The sequence below is a fragment of the Xaviernesmea oryzae genome (assembly GCF_900109605.1).
GTDB classification, from domain to species: Bacteria; Pseudomonadota; Alphaproteobacteria; order Rhizobiales; family Rhizobiaceae; genus Xaviernesmea; species Xaviernesmea oryzae.
In genome coordinates this window covers 336,051-351,533 of record NZ_FOAM01000005.1, presented here as the reverse complement: position 1 = coordinate 351,533, position 15,483 = coordinate 336,051, and the positions used below count along the sequence as shown (strand labels likewise).

15 protein-coding genes and 1 tRNA gene are annotated in these 15,483 nt (G+C 63.1%); 6 read left to right on the top strand and 10 right to left on the bottom strand.

The features are described from left to right. The coding region (locus tag BMX61_RS08730) for an integrase core domain-containing protein (RefSeq protein ID WP_139198893.1) at positions 1 to 359 on the top strand (359 nt) is incomplete at its 5' end. 784 nt (positions 360 to 1,143) lie between these two features. Here the strand turns inward: BMX61_RS08730 and BMX61_RS08720 are convergent. Together BMX61_RS08720 and BMX61_RS08710 are read right to left on the bottom strand one after the other, a co-directional pair. Further along, positions 1,144 to 1,404 carry a hypothetical protein gene (locus tag BMX61_RS08720; protein ID WP_075626226.1) on the bottom strand — a complete coding sequence of 87 codons (261 nt, stop codon included), beginning with the start codon at positions 1,402 to 1,404 and terminating at the stop codon, positions 1,144 to 1,146. 1,030 nt (positions 1,405 to 2,434) lie between these two features. Further along, entirely contained in the window at positions 2,435 to 2,815 is a 381-nt protein-coding gene (locus BMX61_RS08710) for a hypothetical protein (protein WP_075626228.1), read from the bottom strand. Between the two features lie 228 nt (positions 2,816 to 3,043). Between BMX61_RS08710 and BMX61_RS08705 the strand changes: the two genes are divergently transcribed. Continuing rightward, a tRNA-Pro gene (locus BMX61_RS08705) sits at positions 3,044 to 3,120 on the top strand. Between the two features lie 689 nt (positions 3,121 to 3,809). On the opposite strand, the gene BMX61_RS08700 is transcribed toward BMX61_RS08705, so the two are convergent. Continuing rightward, positions 3,810 to 4,586, bottom strand: coding sequence for a L,D-transpeptidase family protein (locus BMX61_RS08700; RefSeq protein WP_075626229.1), 777 nt, complete (start codon positions 4,584 to 4,586; stop codon positions 3,810 to 3,812). A gap of 254 nt (positions 4,587 to 4,840) precedes the next feature. After that, on the bottom strand, positions 4,841 to 7,183 hold the full coding sequence (locus BMX61_RS08695) for a sensor domain-containing protein (RefSeq protein WP_075626230.1): 2,343 nt from the start codon (positions 7,181 to 7,183) through the stop codon (positions 4,841 to 4,843). A 291-nt stretch (positions 7,184 to 7,474) separates the two neighbouring features. Between BMX61_RS08695 and BMX61_RS08690 the strand changes: the two genes are divergently transcribed. Next, complete coding sequence (locus BMX61_RS08690; RefSeq protein ID WP_075626231.1) at positions 7,475 to 8,134, top strand: glutathione S-transferase family protein; 660 nt, start codon at positions 7,475 to 7,477, stop codon at positions 8,132 to 8,134. A 5-nt stretch (positions 8,135 to 8,139) separates the two neighbouring features. On the opposite strand, the gene BMX61_RS08685 is transcribed toward BMX61_RS08690, so the two are convergent. After that, positions 8,140 to 9,039 (bottom strand): LysR substrate-binding domain-containing protein, encoded by a 900-nt coding sequence (locus BMX61_RS08685; protein ID WP_075626232.1) that lies wholly within the window; start codon positions 9,037 to 9,039, stop codon positions 8,140 to 8,142. Positions 9,040 to 9,699: 660 nt separating this feature from the next. Between BMX61_RS08685 and BMX61_RS08675 the strand changes: the two genes are divergently transcribed. Further along, positions 9,700 to 10,581 carry a branched-chain amino acid aminotransferase gene (locus BMX61_RS08675; RefSeq protein ID WP_075626234.1) on the top strand — a complete coding sequence of 294 codons (882 nt, stop codon included), beginning with the start codon at positions 9,700 to 9,702 and terminating at the stop codon, positions 10,579 to 10,581. 47 nt (positions 10,582 to 10,628) lie between these two features. On the opposite strand, the gene BMX61_RS08670 is transcribed toward BMX61_RS08675, so the two are convergent. The 5 genes from BMX61_RS08670 to BMX61_RS25025 all read right to left on the bottom strand — a co-directional run bounded on the left by BMX61_RS08670 (position 10,629) and on the right by BMX61_RS25025 (position 14,002). Next, complete coding sequence (locus BMX61_RS08670) at positions 10,629 to 11,444, bottom strand: COG3904 family protein (RefSeq protein WP_075626380.1); 816 nt, start codon at positions 11,442 to 11,444, stop codon at positions 10,629 to 10,631. 86 nt (positions 11,445 to 11,530) lie between these two features. Next, positions 11,531 to 12,841, bottom strand: a complete 1,311-nt coding sequence (locus tag BMX61_RS08665) for a hypothetical protein (protein ID WP_075626235.1) — start codon at positions 12,839 to 12,841, stop codon at positions 11,531 to 11,533. A gap of 70 nt (positions 12,842 to 12,911) precedes the next feature. After that, a complete protein-coding gene (locus BMX61_RS08660) occupies positions 12,912 to 13,121 on the bottom strand; it encodes a DUF1902 domain-containing protein (RefSeq protein ID WP_075626236.1) in 210 nt (69 codons plus the stop codon). 69 nt (positions 13,122 to 13,190) lie between these two features. Beyond that, the gene (locus tag BMX61_RS08655; RefSeq protein WP_075626237.1) at positions 13,191 to 13,553 is read right to left on the bottom strand and encodes an HVO_A0114 family putative DNA-binding protein; all 363 of its coding nucleotides are present in this window, start codon (positions 13,551 to 13,553) and stop codon (positions 13,191 to 13,193) included. Next, complete coding sequence (locus tag BMX61_RS25025) at positions 13,550 to 14,002, bottom strand: toxin-antitoxin system TumE family protein (RefSeq protein ID WP_234794632.1); 453 nt, start codon at positions 14,000 to 14,002, stop codon at positions 13,550 to 13,552. The genes BMX61_RS08655 and BMX61_RS25025 overlap by 4 nt, the downstream gene beginning before the upstream one ends. Between BMX61_RS25025 and BMX61_RS08645 the strand changes: the two genes are divergently transcribed. After that, positions 14,001 to 14,603, top strand: coding sequence for a superoxide dismutase (locus BMX61_RS08645; RefSeq protein ID WP_075626238.1), 603 nt, complete (start codon positions 14,001 to 14,003; stop codon positions 14,601 to 14,603). The two genes, BMX61_RS25025 and BMX61_RS08645, sit on opposite strands and share 2 nt — an antisense overlap. 207 nt (positions 14,604 to 14,810) lie before the next feature. Continuing rightward, positions 14,811 to 15,245: a c-type cytochrome gene (locus BMX61_RS08640; RefSeq protein WP_075626239.1), complete on the top strand. Its 435-nt coding sequence runs from the start codon at positions 14,811 to 14,813 to the stop codon at positions 15,243 to 15,245. Positions 15,246 to 15,483: the final 238 nt, after the last annotated feature.

The following is a 15,483-nucleotide window of genomic DNA, read 5'->3' as shown; positions in this document are numbered from 1 at the left end:
AGGCAGCAGTCGCTTATTATGCAAGCCTCGGCGTCACCGTCACGCGCGTCATGACCGACAATGGCGCGTGCTACAAAGCCAAGGACTTTGCAAAGGCCTGCAAGGCGCTCGGGCTCAAGCATATCCGAACCAGACCCTACACGCCCAAGACCAACGGCAAAGCCGAACGCTTCATCCAGACAGCCTTGAAGGAATGGGCTTATGCTCGCGCCTATCCCTCATCCGAGCATCGAAAAATGCATCTGCCCGTGTGGAACCACATGTACAATTGGCACAGGCCACATGGCAGCCTAAAAGCGCAAACACCTATCAGTCGCCTCGGTCTCACCGGGGACAACCTCTTGAGGCTCCACACCTAGAAAGCCGGAGAGCACGGTAACAGGCAGACGGCTGTCGGCAATCATAGGGGAGGGCATCGGCAACTCCTTTTCAAAAAACGTTATAACATTACGTTTTTAGAGTCGCGCTAAAACGGTGTCAAGGGCAAAGCGCGTCGAAGAGGGAGCCGATACGACGGTCCCGGACCGACGTCGGTGAACAGGCGTCTGCGCACGGTTTGAAAGCGGCTCAAGGTTTCTGACGGCCCGGATGTTGACCGGCAGGCGGGAGGGAGCAGAGCGCCATCTTTTCCATGGCTGACGCGCAGGTTCGCGCCTTGATCGAGACCGCCATGGGCGGCGCGTGTGAAGATCAGTGAGAAGAAGACGCAGGGCCGCCAGGCAGGCCCTGACCATGTTCGCGAGTCGTGGCGTGGCCGCGAGGCCGAGCTTCATCGCGACCACATCGATTATCTTGTCGACGGCCGGCTGCCTCATCTGCATTGCGATCATGACCTGCTGGGCAACGTCGCTCTCAGCCTATCCTTTCGTTGTCCCGATCAGAGCGGATGGCGAGAGGGATCAGCGGCTTTCGCCTAAGATTTTGCTCCCGCAATCGGGTGTGGATCGTGACGGACAGGTTCAGACCGAGCAGGTCCAAAGCCATCCTCCCTCCCGTGAGCGCCAGAGCTGTCGGATGCCTCTTTTAGCCATGGCCTGCGGTGTCAAGAATGTCGTGTCCTTCGGAGGCAGGGAATGCGCTCACATCCCCGTCGTGCCAGGCGCGGTCCGTGTTGCGGACGGCGCCTGACAGAGGCTGCGCCTGTCAGCTCGCCCGGCGCTGGCGACGGGAGGCTGCGGCCTCCTTCATCAGGCTGCTGCGCTGGCTATCGTCGAGCAGCGACTTCCAGCATTCCGGCCAGATCTTGTAGTCGACCAGCAGCGTTTCCATGACGCTCTGGTTCAGGCTTTCGTCATAGATCTGGCCATCCCAGCCCTTGGCCCGCATCTTCTCATCCACCAGCCGGTAGAAGTCGAAGGTGTTGATATATTGGATGTCGGCCTGAACGGTCCGTGCCCCATGCATGGTGTTTCTCCTGTTCCACCTGGCGCCGGCGATCCTGTCTGAAGGAGCGCGGGTGCGCAGGCTGAGGGTTTTTCCTTTCGGCCGGATCTGCCCCCGCATTCCGGCCTTTTCATTCCCTGCCGCGTCCCGCGCTCTGATCGAGCGACGGGGACGGGCAGTCGGCTTTTCGATGCCTTCGCTTTGCTGCACATCGCTGTTGCGATCCCGCAGCGCGGCTCTGCACACCTCATGTCTAGGCCGCCCAAGATGAACCGGAGCTGACCGGATCGCGACCGATGCGTCCGACGTCCTGAAAGGCTCTGCCTTTCGCCGGCTCTTCGACGTCCCTTGTCCTGGTTGCCAGGGACTAGAGCTGGAAGACCTGTATCGTCTCGCCACAAAATCTGTGGATCGCAAGGCGCTTCCGGTCAAGATCTGGCGGCTTTTTGGTTTCGGAAGGGTTAATGTCGTCCACCGCGAAATCGCCCGGCAAACCGATCTTGCGCACGTTCCGCTCGCTATTGGTAAGTGTAAACATACGAAGCATGCGCGAGCGTGGCGTCCGCCGTTCCATGCGTATGGGTGCCAAGGGTCTGTCCGTTCTTTCGATGAAAAGCGTGAAAATAACCCGTAAAGTGCTGCTTGTGCCGATCAGGCGCTATGCTAGCCAGCGCGATGTCGTCCTCAGCGTTTACGTTTGAGGTAGCCGCTCGCCGCCCGGACATCGGTCTTGAGATGAGGCCAATCCAATGACGCCGGCTCGAGGCATGCAGCGCACAAAAAGTCGCTGGCATCCGGGCGATCGACTCTGTCAGTCGATTACATTCTTCCGTCTGTAGCAGACGATGGCCTGCAGGAAGCATCCCGGATCTGAGCCCGATTCGGGACCCGTGTCTTCAGTCTTTGGTGTCGGACGAGCGCACGCGAAGCCGTTGTCCGCCTTGACCCAACATCCTCCGGACATCACCGTGCAGCTGGTCCAAGGCTGTGAAGAGGCCAGCCGTCATGCCGCTGGCCTTCTCCTGTCCAATCAATTGGAGTAGACGAACCCTTAGCCCTGGCTCTGCGGTGCCAGCAGATCCTCGCAGACGGTCCGGCCCTTGCTGGTCGGACGATCGCCGAGAATGCGCACGGACCGGATCGTGTAATCGGAGGAGACCGTCAACTGCACCGAGCAGCTCTGCCAGGGGCCGCGCTTGCCATTGCCCAGATTGTCGCGCCGGCCGCCGCGCCAGGTGTAGAGCGTCTGGTCGCCGCTTTCGACATCGCTGGCCGGCGGGCCGAACTGGGCGAAGAACGGGCCGGCCGACTGGCCTTTCCACCTGGCTTCCACGGCATTGGTGCGCACGACGCTGACCGGGCCGCTTTCAGCGGTGGCGCAGCTGGCAAGGGTGAGGGCAAGGGCGGAAAGGGCAATCAGGCGGGAGATCATCAAACGGTCCTCAAACGGTCCGGCCGCGCCGGACGGAAACGGGAGATCGGGCGGCGACCATGATCCGGCAAGCTTTCGCAGGACAGGCCGCATGCCAGAAGGCTCTACAGCATCACCCGAAATTTCCAACGGAATTTCGCTATCCACAGGCCGCCTTGCGCTTATGAAGTTTTTAAAAATCCCGCTTGCGGTCGAAAATCTCCTGTTCTATAGAGACGCCACTGGTCACGGAGTGTAGCGCAGTCTGGTAGCGCACCACGTTCGGGACGTGGGGGTCGAGTGTTCGAATCACTCCACTCCGACCAGTTAAGTCTCTAAGAAGACTGATAAATTTCCCGAAAGCTTTTCCTGAAGATTGGCGCGAAGCGTTGACCGGGCCGGCTGTGCACTGTTTCAGACTGGGTTTGCAACCGCCTGTTGGACATTTGCTTAGCTCGATTTGAGCTCCTCCATAATTAACCCCAAAGACGCTGTAGCCCCAAGGGCATCAACCATCGTCTGATCAGCCATCTTGCCTGCTTGTGCTGCAACACATGTAGCGTGACATCCTCGCCAAGCCCTGTAGCCGCACACCGTTTGGGATGCCTCCTGCGGCTCGACGATTTCGCGGCATGACGCGCGGCATGCAAGGCCGTCGTCCCTCGCCCCTTGGCTTCGATGGCTGTGTCCGCCACATTCCGGTATTTCAAGAGCCCATAGGGGGCACGGCGGCGCCTTGACGGACGGCCTGTGCAGCTAAACATCTTTTCTTGCTGAAACACGGCTGCATGAAAATCGAGCGTCATGACACGGACCGCTCGCCCACACGACGCTTGAAATTGCCGTGAACGCTCCTCCGTCATCGCTGCCAGCCGGCTGTCGCAGATGCTCGGAACATTCCGATCATGCAGGCCTGATGATGTGCGGTCTTGAGCGTAACGGTGCAAGCCGAACGCAGACACATCACTCAAGCCATGTCCGCGGCCGGCTGGCGCCAGCCGCGGATCCGAGATGGTCAGATCACCAGAACCGGCGATTTTACGCGAACGCGATCGTAAAGGTCGATCACGTCCTGATTGATCAGGCGCACGCAGCCGGAGGAGACGGCCTTGCCGATCGACTGCCATTCGGGTGAGCCGTGCAGGCGGTAGAGCGTGTCCTGCCCGTCCTTGAAGATATACATGGCGCGCGCGCCCAGCGGATTGTTGAGGCCGGGCGCCATGCCGCCATTGGCGATGGAATATTCGGCCAGATGCGGCTGGCGGGCCACCATTTCATTCGGCGGCTTCCAGCGCGGCCATTTCTGCTTCCACTGGATGACGCCGCGGCCTGACCAGGCAAAGCCCTGGCGACCGATGCCGACGCCATAGCGCATGGCGCGGCCGCCCGCTTCCACGTGGTAGAGAAAGCGGTCCTTGGTGTCGACGATGATCGTGCCCGGCGCTTCGCCAAAGGGATCGGCCACCTGCTGGCGGTAGAAGCGCGGATCGATCTGCTGATAGGGCACGGCCGGAATGGCAAAGCCTTCATCGAAGACGGGGCCGTAAACGCTGGCATAATAGGCCGATTGCGGCGGCAGGCCGCTGTTTTCGATCGGGCCGCCGCGCCAGGCGGTCGCCACAGGTTCCTGATAGGTGATGGTCACCTGATCGGGCACCGGACGGAAATAAGGCGCGGTCTGCTGGCGAAATTCGGCCGTCGAGGTGGCGCAAGAGGCCAGACCGGCGGAGGCGACCGTCGCGCCCGACAGGCTCAAGAACTGCCGGCGAGAAAGAGAGGAAGGCAAGCGCATCGATTCCTGGTTCCCGTTACGCTGTGAAAAGGGACCGGCCATCGTTACCGATCGCCGTTCACATAGCGCGCCCCCGCCGCAAGGCAAAGGGCGCAACCTTTATCTTGACCGCCCAGCGATGCGTCAGGCTGTCCTCGCCGCGCAGCTGTGGCGCTTGGGCCACGCTTCCCATGCGAAAGCGGCGTTTTACCTTGTCGTCAGCCGCCGGACAGCCGCCCGTCCGGCTTGCCACGCACCGATCGGCAGGCGTCGGATCAGCCGGCGGCGCTATCGGCCTCGCCCTGCAGGCGCTCGGCCACGGCCTGTGGGGAGGCCGGCCGGCCGATCAGGAAGCCCTGGGCTTCCTTGCAGCCCATCTCCTTCAGCATGGCCAGTTGCTCCTCCGTCTCGACGCCCTCGGCAATGACCTGAAGATTGAGCTTCTGCGCCATGGAGAGAATCGCGGCGGTGATGGCGATATCGTCCTGGTCACGTGGAATGTCGCGAATGAAAGAGCGGTCGATCTTCAGCCGCCGCACGGGAAAGTGCTTCAGCGCGCTGAGGCTTGAATAGCCGGTGCCGAAATCGTCGATCGCCAGATGCACGCCCAGCCCGCGCAACGCGTTCATCGTGAAGAGGGCGGTCGGTACATCCTCCATGATCGCGCTTTCGGTCAGCTCCAGCTCCAGCCGCTCGGGCGAAAGCCCGCTCTTGGACAGGGCGGCGGCAACGCTGGCATGCAAGCCCTTCTCGCGAAATTGCCGGGCGGAAACGTTGACTGCCACGGTCAGGGGACGCAGACCCTCTTCGCCCCAGGCAACGGCCTGGGCGCAGGCCGTGCGCAGCACCCAATCGCCAATCGAGACGATCAGCCCGGTTTCCTCCGCCAGCGGAATGAAGTCGGCGGGCGGCACCCGCCCGCGCGTTGGGTGGTTCCAGCGCACCAGCGCCTCAACGCCGAAGACCCGGCCGGTTTCGACCGAGATCAGTGGCTGATATTCAAGATGGAACTGCTGCTCGTCGATTGCACGGCGCAGCTCTTCGATATTGCGCAGCTTGGTCTGGGCGGCCAGCGCCATGTCCTGGCGAAACAAGAGGAGCGTGTTGCGGCCCCGGCGCTTGGCGGCATACATGGCCACGTCGGCATTGGCGATGAGTTCGCTGGCCGTATCGCCGCCCTCGTTGGCGGTGGCCACGCCCATGCTGCAGGTCATGCGCAGCGGCGTGCCATCCAGCATCTGCGGACGGGCGATCACGCGGCGGATCAGCTCCATGCGCCGAATGGTCAGGCTTGGCGGCTCTTGCCGCGCGCTGCGCAGCATCACCACGAACTCATCCCCACCAATGCGCGAAACCATGTCGCCCGGCCGAAGGCACCGACGGATGCGGCGGGCCACCGTCTTGATCACCTTGTCGCCCACATGGTGGCCGAGGCTATCATTGACCAGCTTGAATTCATCGAGATCGAGAAAGGCGAGCGTGACCATGCTGCCGTCCCGCCGTGCCGTATCCAGCGCATCGTCGAGACAGCAATCGAACAGCGCGCGGTTGGGCAGGCCGGTCAGCCCGTCATGATGCGCCATGAAGGCGATGCGCTCTTCGGTGCGGTGGCGCTCGATGGCGATGCCGCTCAGATGCACGGCCATCGAGATGAGGTCGCTCAGCTCCCGCGTCGGCAGGCCGGCGGATTTCGAATAGATGGCGAAGGTGCCGAGAAGGTCGCCGGCATGGTCGAAGATCGGCGTCGACCAGCAGGCCTTGAGGCCGTAGGATAGGGCGACATGCGCAAAACTCGCCCAGAGCGGATCGGTGGCGATATCGCAGACCTCGACGGGCTCACGTCGCCAGGCGGCGGTGCCGCAGGAGCCGGCCACGGGCTGGACCGGCACGCGGCTCGTTGCCTCCACATAGGCCGCAGGCAGCGTCGGCGCAGCGCCCGAAAGCAGCGTGCGCCCATCTTCGCTGAGCAGCAGCACAGAGCAGAGAATGCCCGGATAATATTCTTCCACCGCCAGCAGCAGCTGATCGAGAATCTCGGTCAGCGATCGCCCCTGCGCGATCATTTCCAGCAGTCGCGCCTGGTCGCGCAGAAGACGATAGGCCCGACGCTTGTCGGTAATGTCGCGCGAAATGCCGACGATGCCGATCGTATTGCCCTCGACATCGCGCAGCGGCACCTTGGACGTCGTCAGCCAGCGTTCGCCATCATGCTCGACAAGAGCGCGTTCCTCCAGGTCGATGATCGGCTGGCCGGTTTCGATCACGTGCCGCTCATTGGCGGCGATCCGCTCGACATCCGGATGGGCGTGCAGCTCCATATCGGTGCGCCCGACCAGATCGCGCGGATCCTGAAAGCCGTTTTCGATCGCCACTGCCCGGTTGGCGATCAGGAAACGGCCCTCACGATCCTTGGCGTAGAGAAAGTCGGGAATATGGTTGACCATCTCCTCCATCCAGTAAAATCGCTGGACGAGGTCATAGCCATCCGATGCATCGTCTTCGGCGCTGCGTGTCAGATGGGCTGCAAGCTTACGCGTTGCCTCTAGAAGACGGATCGTATCCTCATTGCGGGGGCGCGCAGCGTCCGCCTTGTCGGTGGATTGCTTGGTCCTTGCCACCCTTGTCTCCCGTTTCCGTCCCGGCAATGGCTCGTTTCTACAAGACAGGCGTTATTCTTCTCTAAAAGCAAATCGTCATTTGGCTGCCAAGCGTCATCAAAACTTCCGAAACGGGCGGTGGGATGTCGACTTTCTGCAGTCTGATCATCACCAGATTTCATACAAGCATTGCGCCAGGCCGACTTTTCCCTTTCGAGGCCGAATTTTAAAAGATTGTTCTTTGCGCCGCGGCGTGGCTGCGTCCAGCAGTGCCCTATATCCGGCCCGGTTCGAACTTGGAGAAGAACGATCATGCTGACGATCCACGGTGTTTATCGCTCGCGTGCATCGCGGGCTTATTGGCTGGCGGAAGAGCTTGGGCTTGCCTTTCGCTCGGTTCCGGTGATTCAGGCTCGGCGGCTCGCCGATCCGCACGCAGCGGATGCGCCTCTGAACACCCAGTCGCCCGCTTTCGTTGCGCTCAACCCAATGGCGCAGATCCCCGTGATCGAGGAGGACGGGCTGGTGCTGACGGAATCGCTGGCGATCACGCTCTATCTCGCCGCCCGGCATGGCGGCCCGCTCGCCGCCGCCGATGGGCGCGAGGAAGCACTGATCCTGGAATGGACGCTCTGGGCCGCGACCAGCATCGAACCTGCGGCCGTACGCATCGTCCAGACCTACGATGCCGGGCAGGAGGAAACCCTGGCTGGGAAGGAAACGGTGGCGCAGGCGGTGGCGGCGCTCGAACGAGGCTTTTCCTTTCTGGAGGGGTATCTGGTTGAAAATGACTATGTGTTGGGCAACCGCTTCACCGTGGCCGATCTCAACTTGGCCGAGATCTTTCGCTATGCCATGAGCGAGGCCGCGCTGTTCGACCGCCATCCGCGCGTCAAGGCCTGGCTTGCACGCTGCCAGGCGCGGCCGGCTTTCCAGACGATGATGGCCCGCCGCGAGGCCGAGGCGGCCTGAACGGTTCATCGGGAAGGCAGGCCAGCCGCCTCGGCGATTTCATCGAAAAGCCAAGCCCTCAGCGCCGTCACAGCAGGGCCAAGGCGTCGCCCGCGCGGCGTCAGGATGTAATGTCCGAGGCCGGTCGGCACGCGCAGTTCGAATGGCGCGATCAGCCGGCCGGCGCCAAGCGCATCGCAGGCAATGGTCTGCCAGGCGAGAAACAGGCCCTGGCCGGCAATGGCGGCATCCAGGCAGAGCGACGCCTCGTTGAAGACGTGGCGAACCGACATGCTTTGCCCACCGAGGCCGGCAGCCGAGAGCCAGAGATCCCAGGAAAACATCGAGCGTCCATCCAGCACGGCCGGGAGACGCAGAACATCCGCCGGCACATGCAGGGAGTCCGCCAGCGTCGGAGCGCAGACGGGAAACACCTGCTGCGCCAGAAGCAGCTCGGCACCAGCGCCCGGCCAATCGCCGCGTCCGACACGTATGGCGAGATCCACACCCTCGGCGTCCAGATCCACCAGCCGCGTGGTGGCGTCCAGCCTCAGCCGCAGGCCGGGATGGCGCGCCTCGAAGCGATCGAGTCGGGGCACAAGCCAGCGGGCGGCAAAGACGGGTGCAACGGAGATGGTGAGCACAGTCTCGTCACGCCGCCGCGCCTCGGCAACCGCACGCTCCAGCCGGACAAATCCTTCCGCAAGTTCCGCGATCACCCCTTGCGCTTCCGGCAGCACCGCAAGCCCACGCGGCAGCCGCTGGAAGAGCGGCCGGCCAAGCTGGCGCTCTGTCTTGCCGATCTGCTGGCTCACGGCGCCAATGGTGACCCCCAGCTCACGCGCTGCTGCCGGCAGCGAGCCCAGCCGGGCGGCGGCTTCCACGGCCCGCAGGCCGTTCAGATGGACGAGGTTCAGGCTCTTCATGGAGAAAAGCTATAGGCATGGCGTGGTAAACTCAATTGTTCAGGCGGCGCAACAGGCGCAAAACTAAAGCCATGCCGCGCGATCCGCTTTCGGCCGCAGGTATGAGGAGACCGCGCCATGATGCCGATTTGGAGCCGCCAAGATCTGCCCCAAGAATATTGGACCGAAAACAGGCGTCGGTCCGATGATCTGACAGTCGAGGATCTCCTCTGCGATCCCGATATCGCGCGGATGGATGTCCGCGCTCTGGCCGACCTGCCCTTTCCTGCCTTTCGACTGCCGGACCCCGACGGCCCGGCAATATCTCTTGGTCCGCTTGCGCAGGTCGATCTCCCGGCAAAGGTCGATGTCCAGGGCGCTGCTGTGGCGGGCCTTGGTCGCTCAAGGGCCGGCAGATGCGCTATTCTCCAGCTGGTTCGGCTGTTGCGGAGCAGGGCGGCGCGGCCGGTCCGCGCAGAAGCCTGACGCGCCGGCCCGCTTGTCCGCTTCCGACAGAACCGAGAGAACGCAGCGCTGAAATGCAGCGCCGAGAGGGCCTTTCGTTATGGATCAATCGCGCGAGCGCCTGCCATGACATGATGTGATGCATGGCTCTTCAAGGTTGTTCTCGTTGAGCTCCCTGCCTAAAGAGAGGCGATCGCCGCTTCGCAGGAGACCATCATGGCCGTCGATACCGCCGCCCGCTCGAACACCTGGACCTTCGTCGATGGCGAATGGCTGGAGGGCAATCCCAAGCTCATCGGCCCGACGTCGCATGCCATGTGGCTGGGCTCGACCGTCTTTGACGGCGGACGCTGGTTCGATGGCATCTCGCCCGATCTCGATCTGCATTGCCAGCGGGTGAACCGGTCTGCTCTGGCGCTGGACCTCAAGCCGACCATCGCGGCGGATGAGATGCAGGCGCTGGCTCTTGAGGGTGTGCGCCGCTTCGACGGCAAGACGGCGATCTATATCAAGCCGATGTATTGGGGCGAGCATGGCGCGCCCGGTCTGGTGCCGGTCGATCCCGAATCCACCCGCTTCGCGCTATGCCTGTTCGAAGCGCCGATGGCGGCGCGCGCCGGCGGCATCTCGCTGACACTCTCGCCCTTCCGCCGGCCGACGAATGAATGCATGCCGACAGGCGCCAAGGCCGGCTGCCTCTATCCCAACAATGCCCGCATCCTGCGCGAGGCGCACGCGCGCGGGTTTGACAATGCGCTGGTGCGCGACATGCTCGGCCATGTCGCCGAAACCGGCTCATCGAATGTCTTCATGGTTAAGGACGGCGTGGTGTTCACGCCCGCCGCCAACCGCACCTTCCTGGCCGGCATCACCCGCGCCCGCATCATCGGCCTGCTGAAAAGCGCGGGCTTCGAGGTGGTGGAAGCGAGCCTGACCCCTGCCGATTTCGACACGGCCGACGAGATCTTCACCACCGGCAATTACGCTAAGGTCGCCTCCGTCACCCGGCTCGAAGCCCGCGATCTGCCGGAAGGCCCCGTCGCCGCAAAGGCGCGCAGCCTCTACATGGAATGGGCGCGCGACACATCGGATTTTTAAGGCGAGCCGAAGCGGAAAGATGGAGATTTGGAGCCGGCCTTATCTCCTTACTGGGGAGACGCCGTTTTGCCTCGGCTGGCAGCCACCGGCTTCGGCGGTGGCGGCGTGGTCAGCGCGTCCGCCTCCATTTCGCGGGCGCTGAGATAGAACAGGCGGTCGGGTGGGGTTTCCATGGCGCGGCGCCAGAGCGCGGGCTTGATGCCCATCTCTTCCAGATGACGGGTGATCTCCGCCGTGGTGCGCTGGGCATCTGACATGGCCTGTTCGGGCGAGAGCCGCGTGGTCGAGCCGTTGAAGATCTGGTGGACGCCGATGACGGCGCCTTTTTCCGCCGTCCGCTCCACCCCCCCGGCAAAGACGATCGGGCAGGAGGAGGCACAGAGGGCGCCCTTTTCCACCTTCGTATCGAGCTGGCGTTCGCGGATCAGCTTCGACATGGCCAGCGCATCGCCAACCGAGCCGCCGGGGGAGTCGAGTAGCACGGTCTTCACATATTCGCCGCGCGCCTCGATTTCCGTTCTGAACCGTTCGGCCGCGCCAGGATCGATTGCGCCCTGCGCGCGCAGAATACCGCCGGGTTGGAGCTCGAAGCGGATGGCATTCTTCAGTTGCTCGGCTTCCGTGGTGATTTCCGAAGGCGGCGCCTCGGGCTCGCCCTCGGTCAGGGCCGGCGGCAGGATCGGCGCGGCGCCGGGCGCCTGTGGATCGAAGGGGGCAAGCGCCTTGGCGGCATTGATCTCCCGGAAGTCGATGACAACGAAGACCAGGGCGGCCGCCAGCAGGATCTGGAAGGCATGGCGCATCAGCGTGCCGTCATCCGCCTTCAGCGCATAGGCTTTCACGCTCTGCCAGGCCTCGCTCATCTTATCGCGGCGCGGCTCTGCGGCCCGGCCGGCCGGCGTCTCGCCGGCCTGCGCTGCCGGACGCTGCATGGCCTCGTCGGTCAGCGTCATGCCGGCGGTCCCTTGCGCGACGCCTTGGCCGCCACGTCGAGCGCGGTCACCGTGGCCGAGCGATCCTCGGAGGCCTCGGCCGCAGCCTCGCTGTCGCGGGCAATGGCCGCCAGATCGACGCCGCCTGCCGTCACAGCCTTTTGCACCTCCAGCGCCTTCAACAGCTCGGCGGCGGTGATCCGTTCGGCAAAGGGCAGGCGCTCGTCCTGCCGGCGAATAGCGGCGTGGACGATCGACAGCATGAAGATCAGCACGGCGGGCAGGAGATCGATCGAGATCGCCCCCGCCCAGCTCGGAATGAAATCCCCGGCATAGCGCAGCACGGCTTCGGCCGAAGACAGGGGCACGAAGCGCCGCTCGGCCACCGGAGGCCGGGCGAGGATCTCGTCGGCCGCGTTCGAGAGCACCTTCGACTGGGCGGCGACGGACGTGCGGATCGTTTCCATCACCTTGTCCTGCCGGTCGGCAAGGTTCGCCTCCTGCCCGTCGGCCACAGGCGCGATGAAGCCGAGCGAGAGATCGTCGGCGGCGCGCTTGACCGACGGCGCGATCGAGGTCTGCTCCAGCGAGGTGACGACGCCGGTCAGCGCCACGGCTTCGGCCGCGAACTGATCGGCCCGGGGGTCGATGGCGCCAGGCGAAGACACCAGTCCGCGCATGGTCTCCAGATGCTTGCGGCCCTGGTCGAACAGGGTGGTGACCCGCTCGCGCGAGGCATTGATGCCGGTTTCCAGCTCCTTCAGTTGCGCGGCCATCTGGCTCAACAGCTGCACGACGCTGCCGGCCCCGGTGGTGCCGGTCAGCGCGCCGGTGGCGCGTTCCTGCTCGGCCAGGCGGTTGAAGCGCTCCTGCGTGCGCTGGATATCCGGCAGCAGGCTCTGGGCGGCCAGCGCATTCTGATGTGCCCTGTCGAGATCGCCGGTATAATCCTCCAGCGTTTCGGCCAGATGCTGTTCGAGCGCGGCGGAGCCGGCAAGTGCGGCGGCATTCAGCCAGCTGGACATGGCGATGATCATGGCGCAGCCGAGCGCCATCACGCCGAGCATGGCCCCGCGCCCGGTGGCGCCGGTCACATGCGGATAGAACCGCGCCATATAGCTCCAGAAGGCATAGATGGCGACCGAGACGGCGCTGGAATAGATCAGCGCTGCGAAGAACACGGCGGTTGCCGAGCCATCGAGGATCGAACGCACGCCGAGATAGGTATAGACGCCCGAGGCCAGCGCCAGAACCGCCAGCGCGAAACGCGTCATGGTTTCGACGGCTTCGACGCCGTCCTGCAATCTTTGGGAAGCGCCAAGCGCCATGGATCTGCGATCTCCAGGGGTGGGATCGCTTAACAGAGGGTTAAGATCCGGGCGAAATGAAGGCCGGGGATCAGAAGGTTTCCTTCGGACAGAGATGCCAGCTTTCAAGTGCGAAGCCGTTGAGGGCAATCAGATCCTCCAGGGCAGCCGCGACCTTGCACGCCAGCGCCTCCATGGTGTCAGCCTCCACGGCCAAGCCATCAAGATCCTCGCTGGTGGCAACCCATACGCGCACCTCCGCGTCGAAGACAGCGGTGATGCCGGTTGGAGACTGGTTCATCTTTGACTCGTCTCGATCAACGGCGATTTCCGCACGCTTGCGCGCGGGCGACAGGCGACGAACGAAAAGTCAGGCGACGGCCCGCAAATCGAAGTCGGCATGGATGACCTCAAAAGGGACGAAGACGCGGCCGGCCTCGTCGTGAGCGATCAAGGACCAGTCGATCAGTTGATGAACATCCTGATGCACGCGCTTGACGTCGCGCCCCAGCGCACGTGCCAGTGCCCGCAGGGACTGAGGTCCGGTCGCCTGCAAAGTTTCGATCAACTGCCAGCGCTTCGGCGAGAGCACCTCGAAGAGCTGTGTCGGCGAAGAAAAGGTCAGGACCACCTGGCTGTCGCCTCGTCCTGCCCAGGCTTCCCTGAAGCGCGCAGCCGCGTCCTCAAGCGCCTCGGCGTCGTCCCGCACAATTCGGATCAATGCCTTGGTCATTTCCGCCTCCTTTTTACGTGGGCGAGGAAATCGTCAACAAGCCGGTCGACGCTCGTAAAGCGATAGGTCGTCTCAACGCCATCGAGGTGACAATTGTCGCCTTTCTGCCTCTCGTTGTCGAAGCCGACGATGCGAACCCCGTCACGGCCATAGAAGAGTCTGTATTTAAACGAATGCAGGCTCCCGGCCACAGGCTCCGGCACGCGCCAGATCACCATTTCGATGATCGCGCCATCCGAAAGAACGCTTTTCGAGCGATGAACCATCTCCGCCTTCATGTTGGCTATGATGCCAACACCCTCGGCGCTGTCAAGTTTTCCCCCGCGCAAGAATTTTCTGCAAAGCTCAGGCTTTATGGATTGGCCGCTGTTGCCACCCGGCGGCCCTCTGCCTATGTTCCCGGCGACGGCTTTCCGTGACGAAACCGATGCCAAAAGGAGAACCACCATGGCTTTCGAGCTTCCGAATCTGCCTTATGATTACGATGCGCTTGCGCCCTACATGTCGCGCGAGACGCTCGAATATCATCATGACAAGCACCACCAGGCCTACGTCACCAATGGCAACAAGCTGGCAGAAGAAGCCGGCCTGGCCGATCTGTCGCTTGAGGAGATCGTCAAGAAGTCCTACGGCACCAACCAGCCGCTCTTCAACAATGCCGGCCAGCATTACAACCACATCCATTTCTGGCATTGGCTGAAGAAGGACGGCGGCGGCAACAAGCTGCCGGGCAAGCTGGAGCAGGCCTTCGCCTCCGATCTCGGCGGCTACGACAAGTTCCGCACCGATTTCCTCGCCGCCGGCGCCGGTCAGTTCGGTTCGGGCTGGGCCTGGGTTTCGGTCAAGAACGGCAAGCTTGAAATCTCCAAGACCCCGAATGGCGAAAACCCGCTGGTGCATGGCGCCACGCCGATCCTCGGCGTCGATGTCTGGGAACATTCCTATTACATCGACTACCGCAACGCCCGTCCGAAATATCTCGAAGCCTTCGTCGATAATCTCATCAACTGGGATTACGTGCTGGAGCTTTACGAGAAGGCTTCGGCCTAAGCCGATCCGGATTGACGATGATGAGAGCCCTGGCCGATGCGCCGGGGCTTTTTTCGTTGCGCAGCAGCCTTTTCGAGGTTGCCGGCTGGGCGGCGAGCATCATCTTGATCACGCAAAAAGTGACTTCCTTCACGGCAGCGACATGCAATCATGCGTAAGTTGTCAAAGACATGCCGCCCATAGGGCGTCGATCCAAGGAGAGGACCCATGAAGCTGAAAACCGTTGTAATGTCGCTGGCACTGGCCGGCTTTGCCGCCGGCGCGGTCACGGCGGCCGAGCCGCAGGACGTGCGCGAAGGCATGATGAAGCAGATCGGCGGTTCGGTCGGCGCGCTGGGCGCGATCGCCAAGGGCCAGAAGCCCTATGATGCGGCTGTGGTGAAGACCTCGCTCGAAACCATCAGCAAGAACATCAAGGCCTTCCCCGATCAGTTTCCGCCCGGCTCGGATGCAAAGTCGGAAGCCAGCCCGAAGATCTGGAGCAATATGGACGACTTCAAGGCGAAGGCTGCGAACCTCGCCAAGGAAGCCGACACGCTTCTGGCCCAGCTGCCTGCCGACCAGGCCGCCGTCGGCGCCGCCGTCGGCCAGCTGGGCCCGCTCTGTTCGGACTGTCACCAGAGCTACCGCGTAAAGAAATAGCGCGCATCCGCGACGCGGCGGCCGGGCAGTGGCATGGACCCAAACCCAGTTAGAGGAGGTTGGCGATCCTGCAGCGGAGCTGGGTTGATCCGAGTTCTCCTTCAGGCACTCTCTCGAGTGCCCTCGACCTCGACGCCGCGTCGTCATCCCCTTCCGCCGGAGGCAGGCTGTTCGCCTGCCGAAATTCGCGGACCGGTTGAAACAGAATTGGCTTTCGGGCTTTATGACGCAGGTTGGA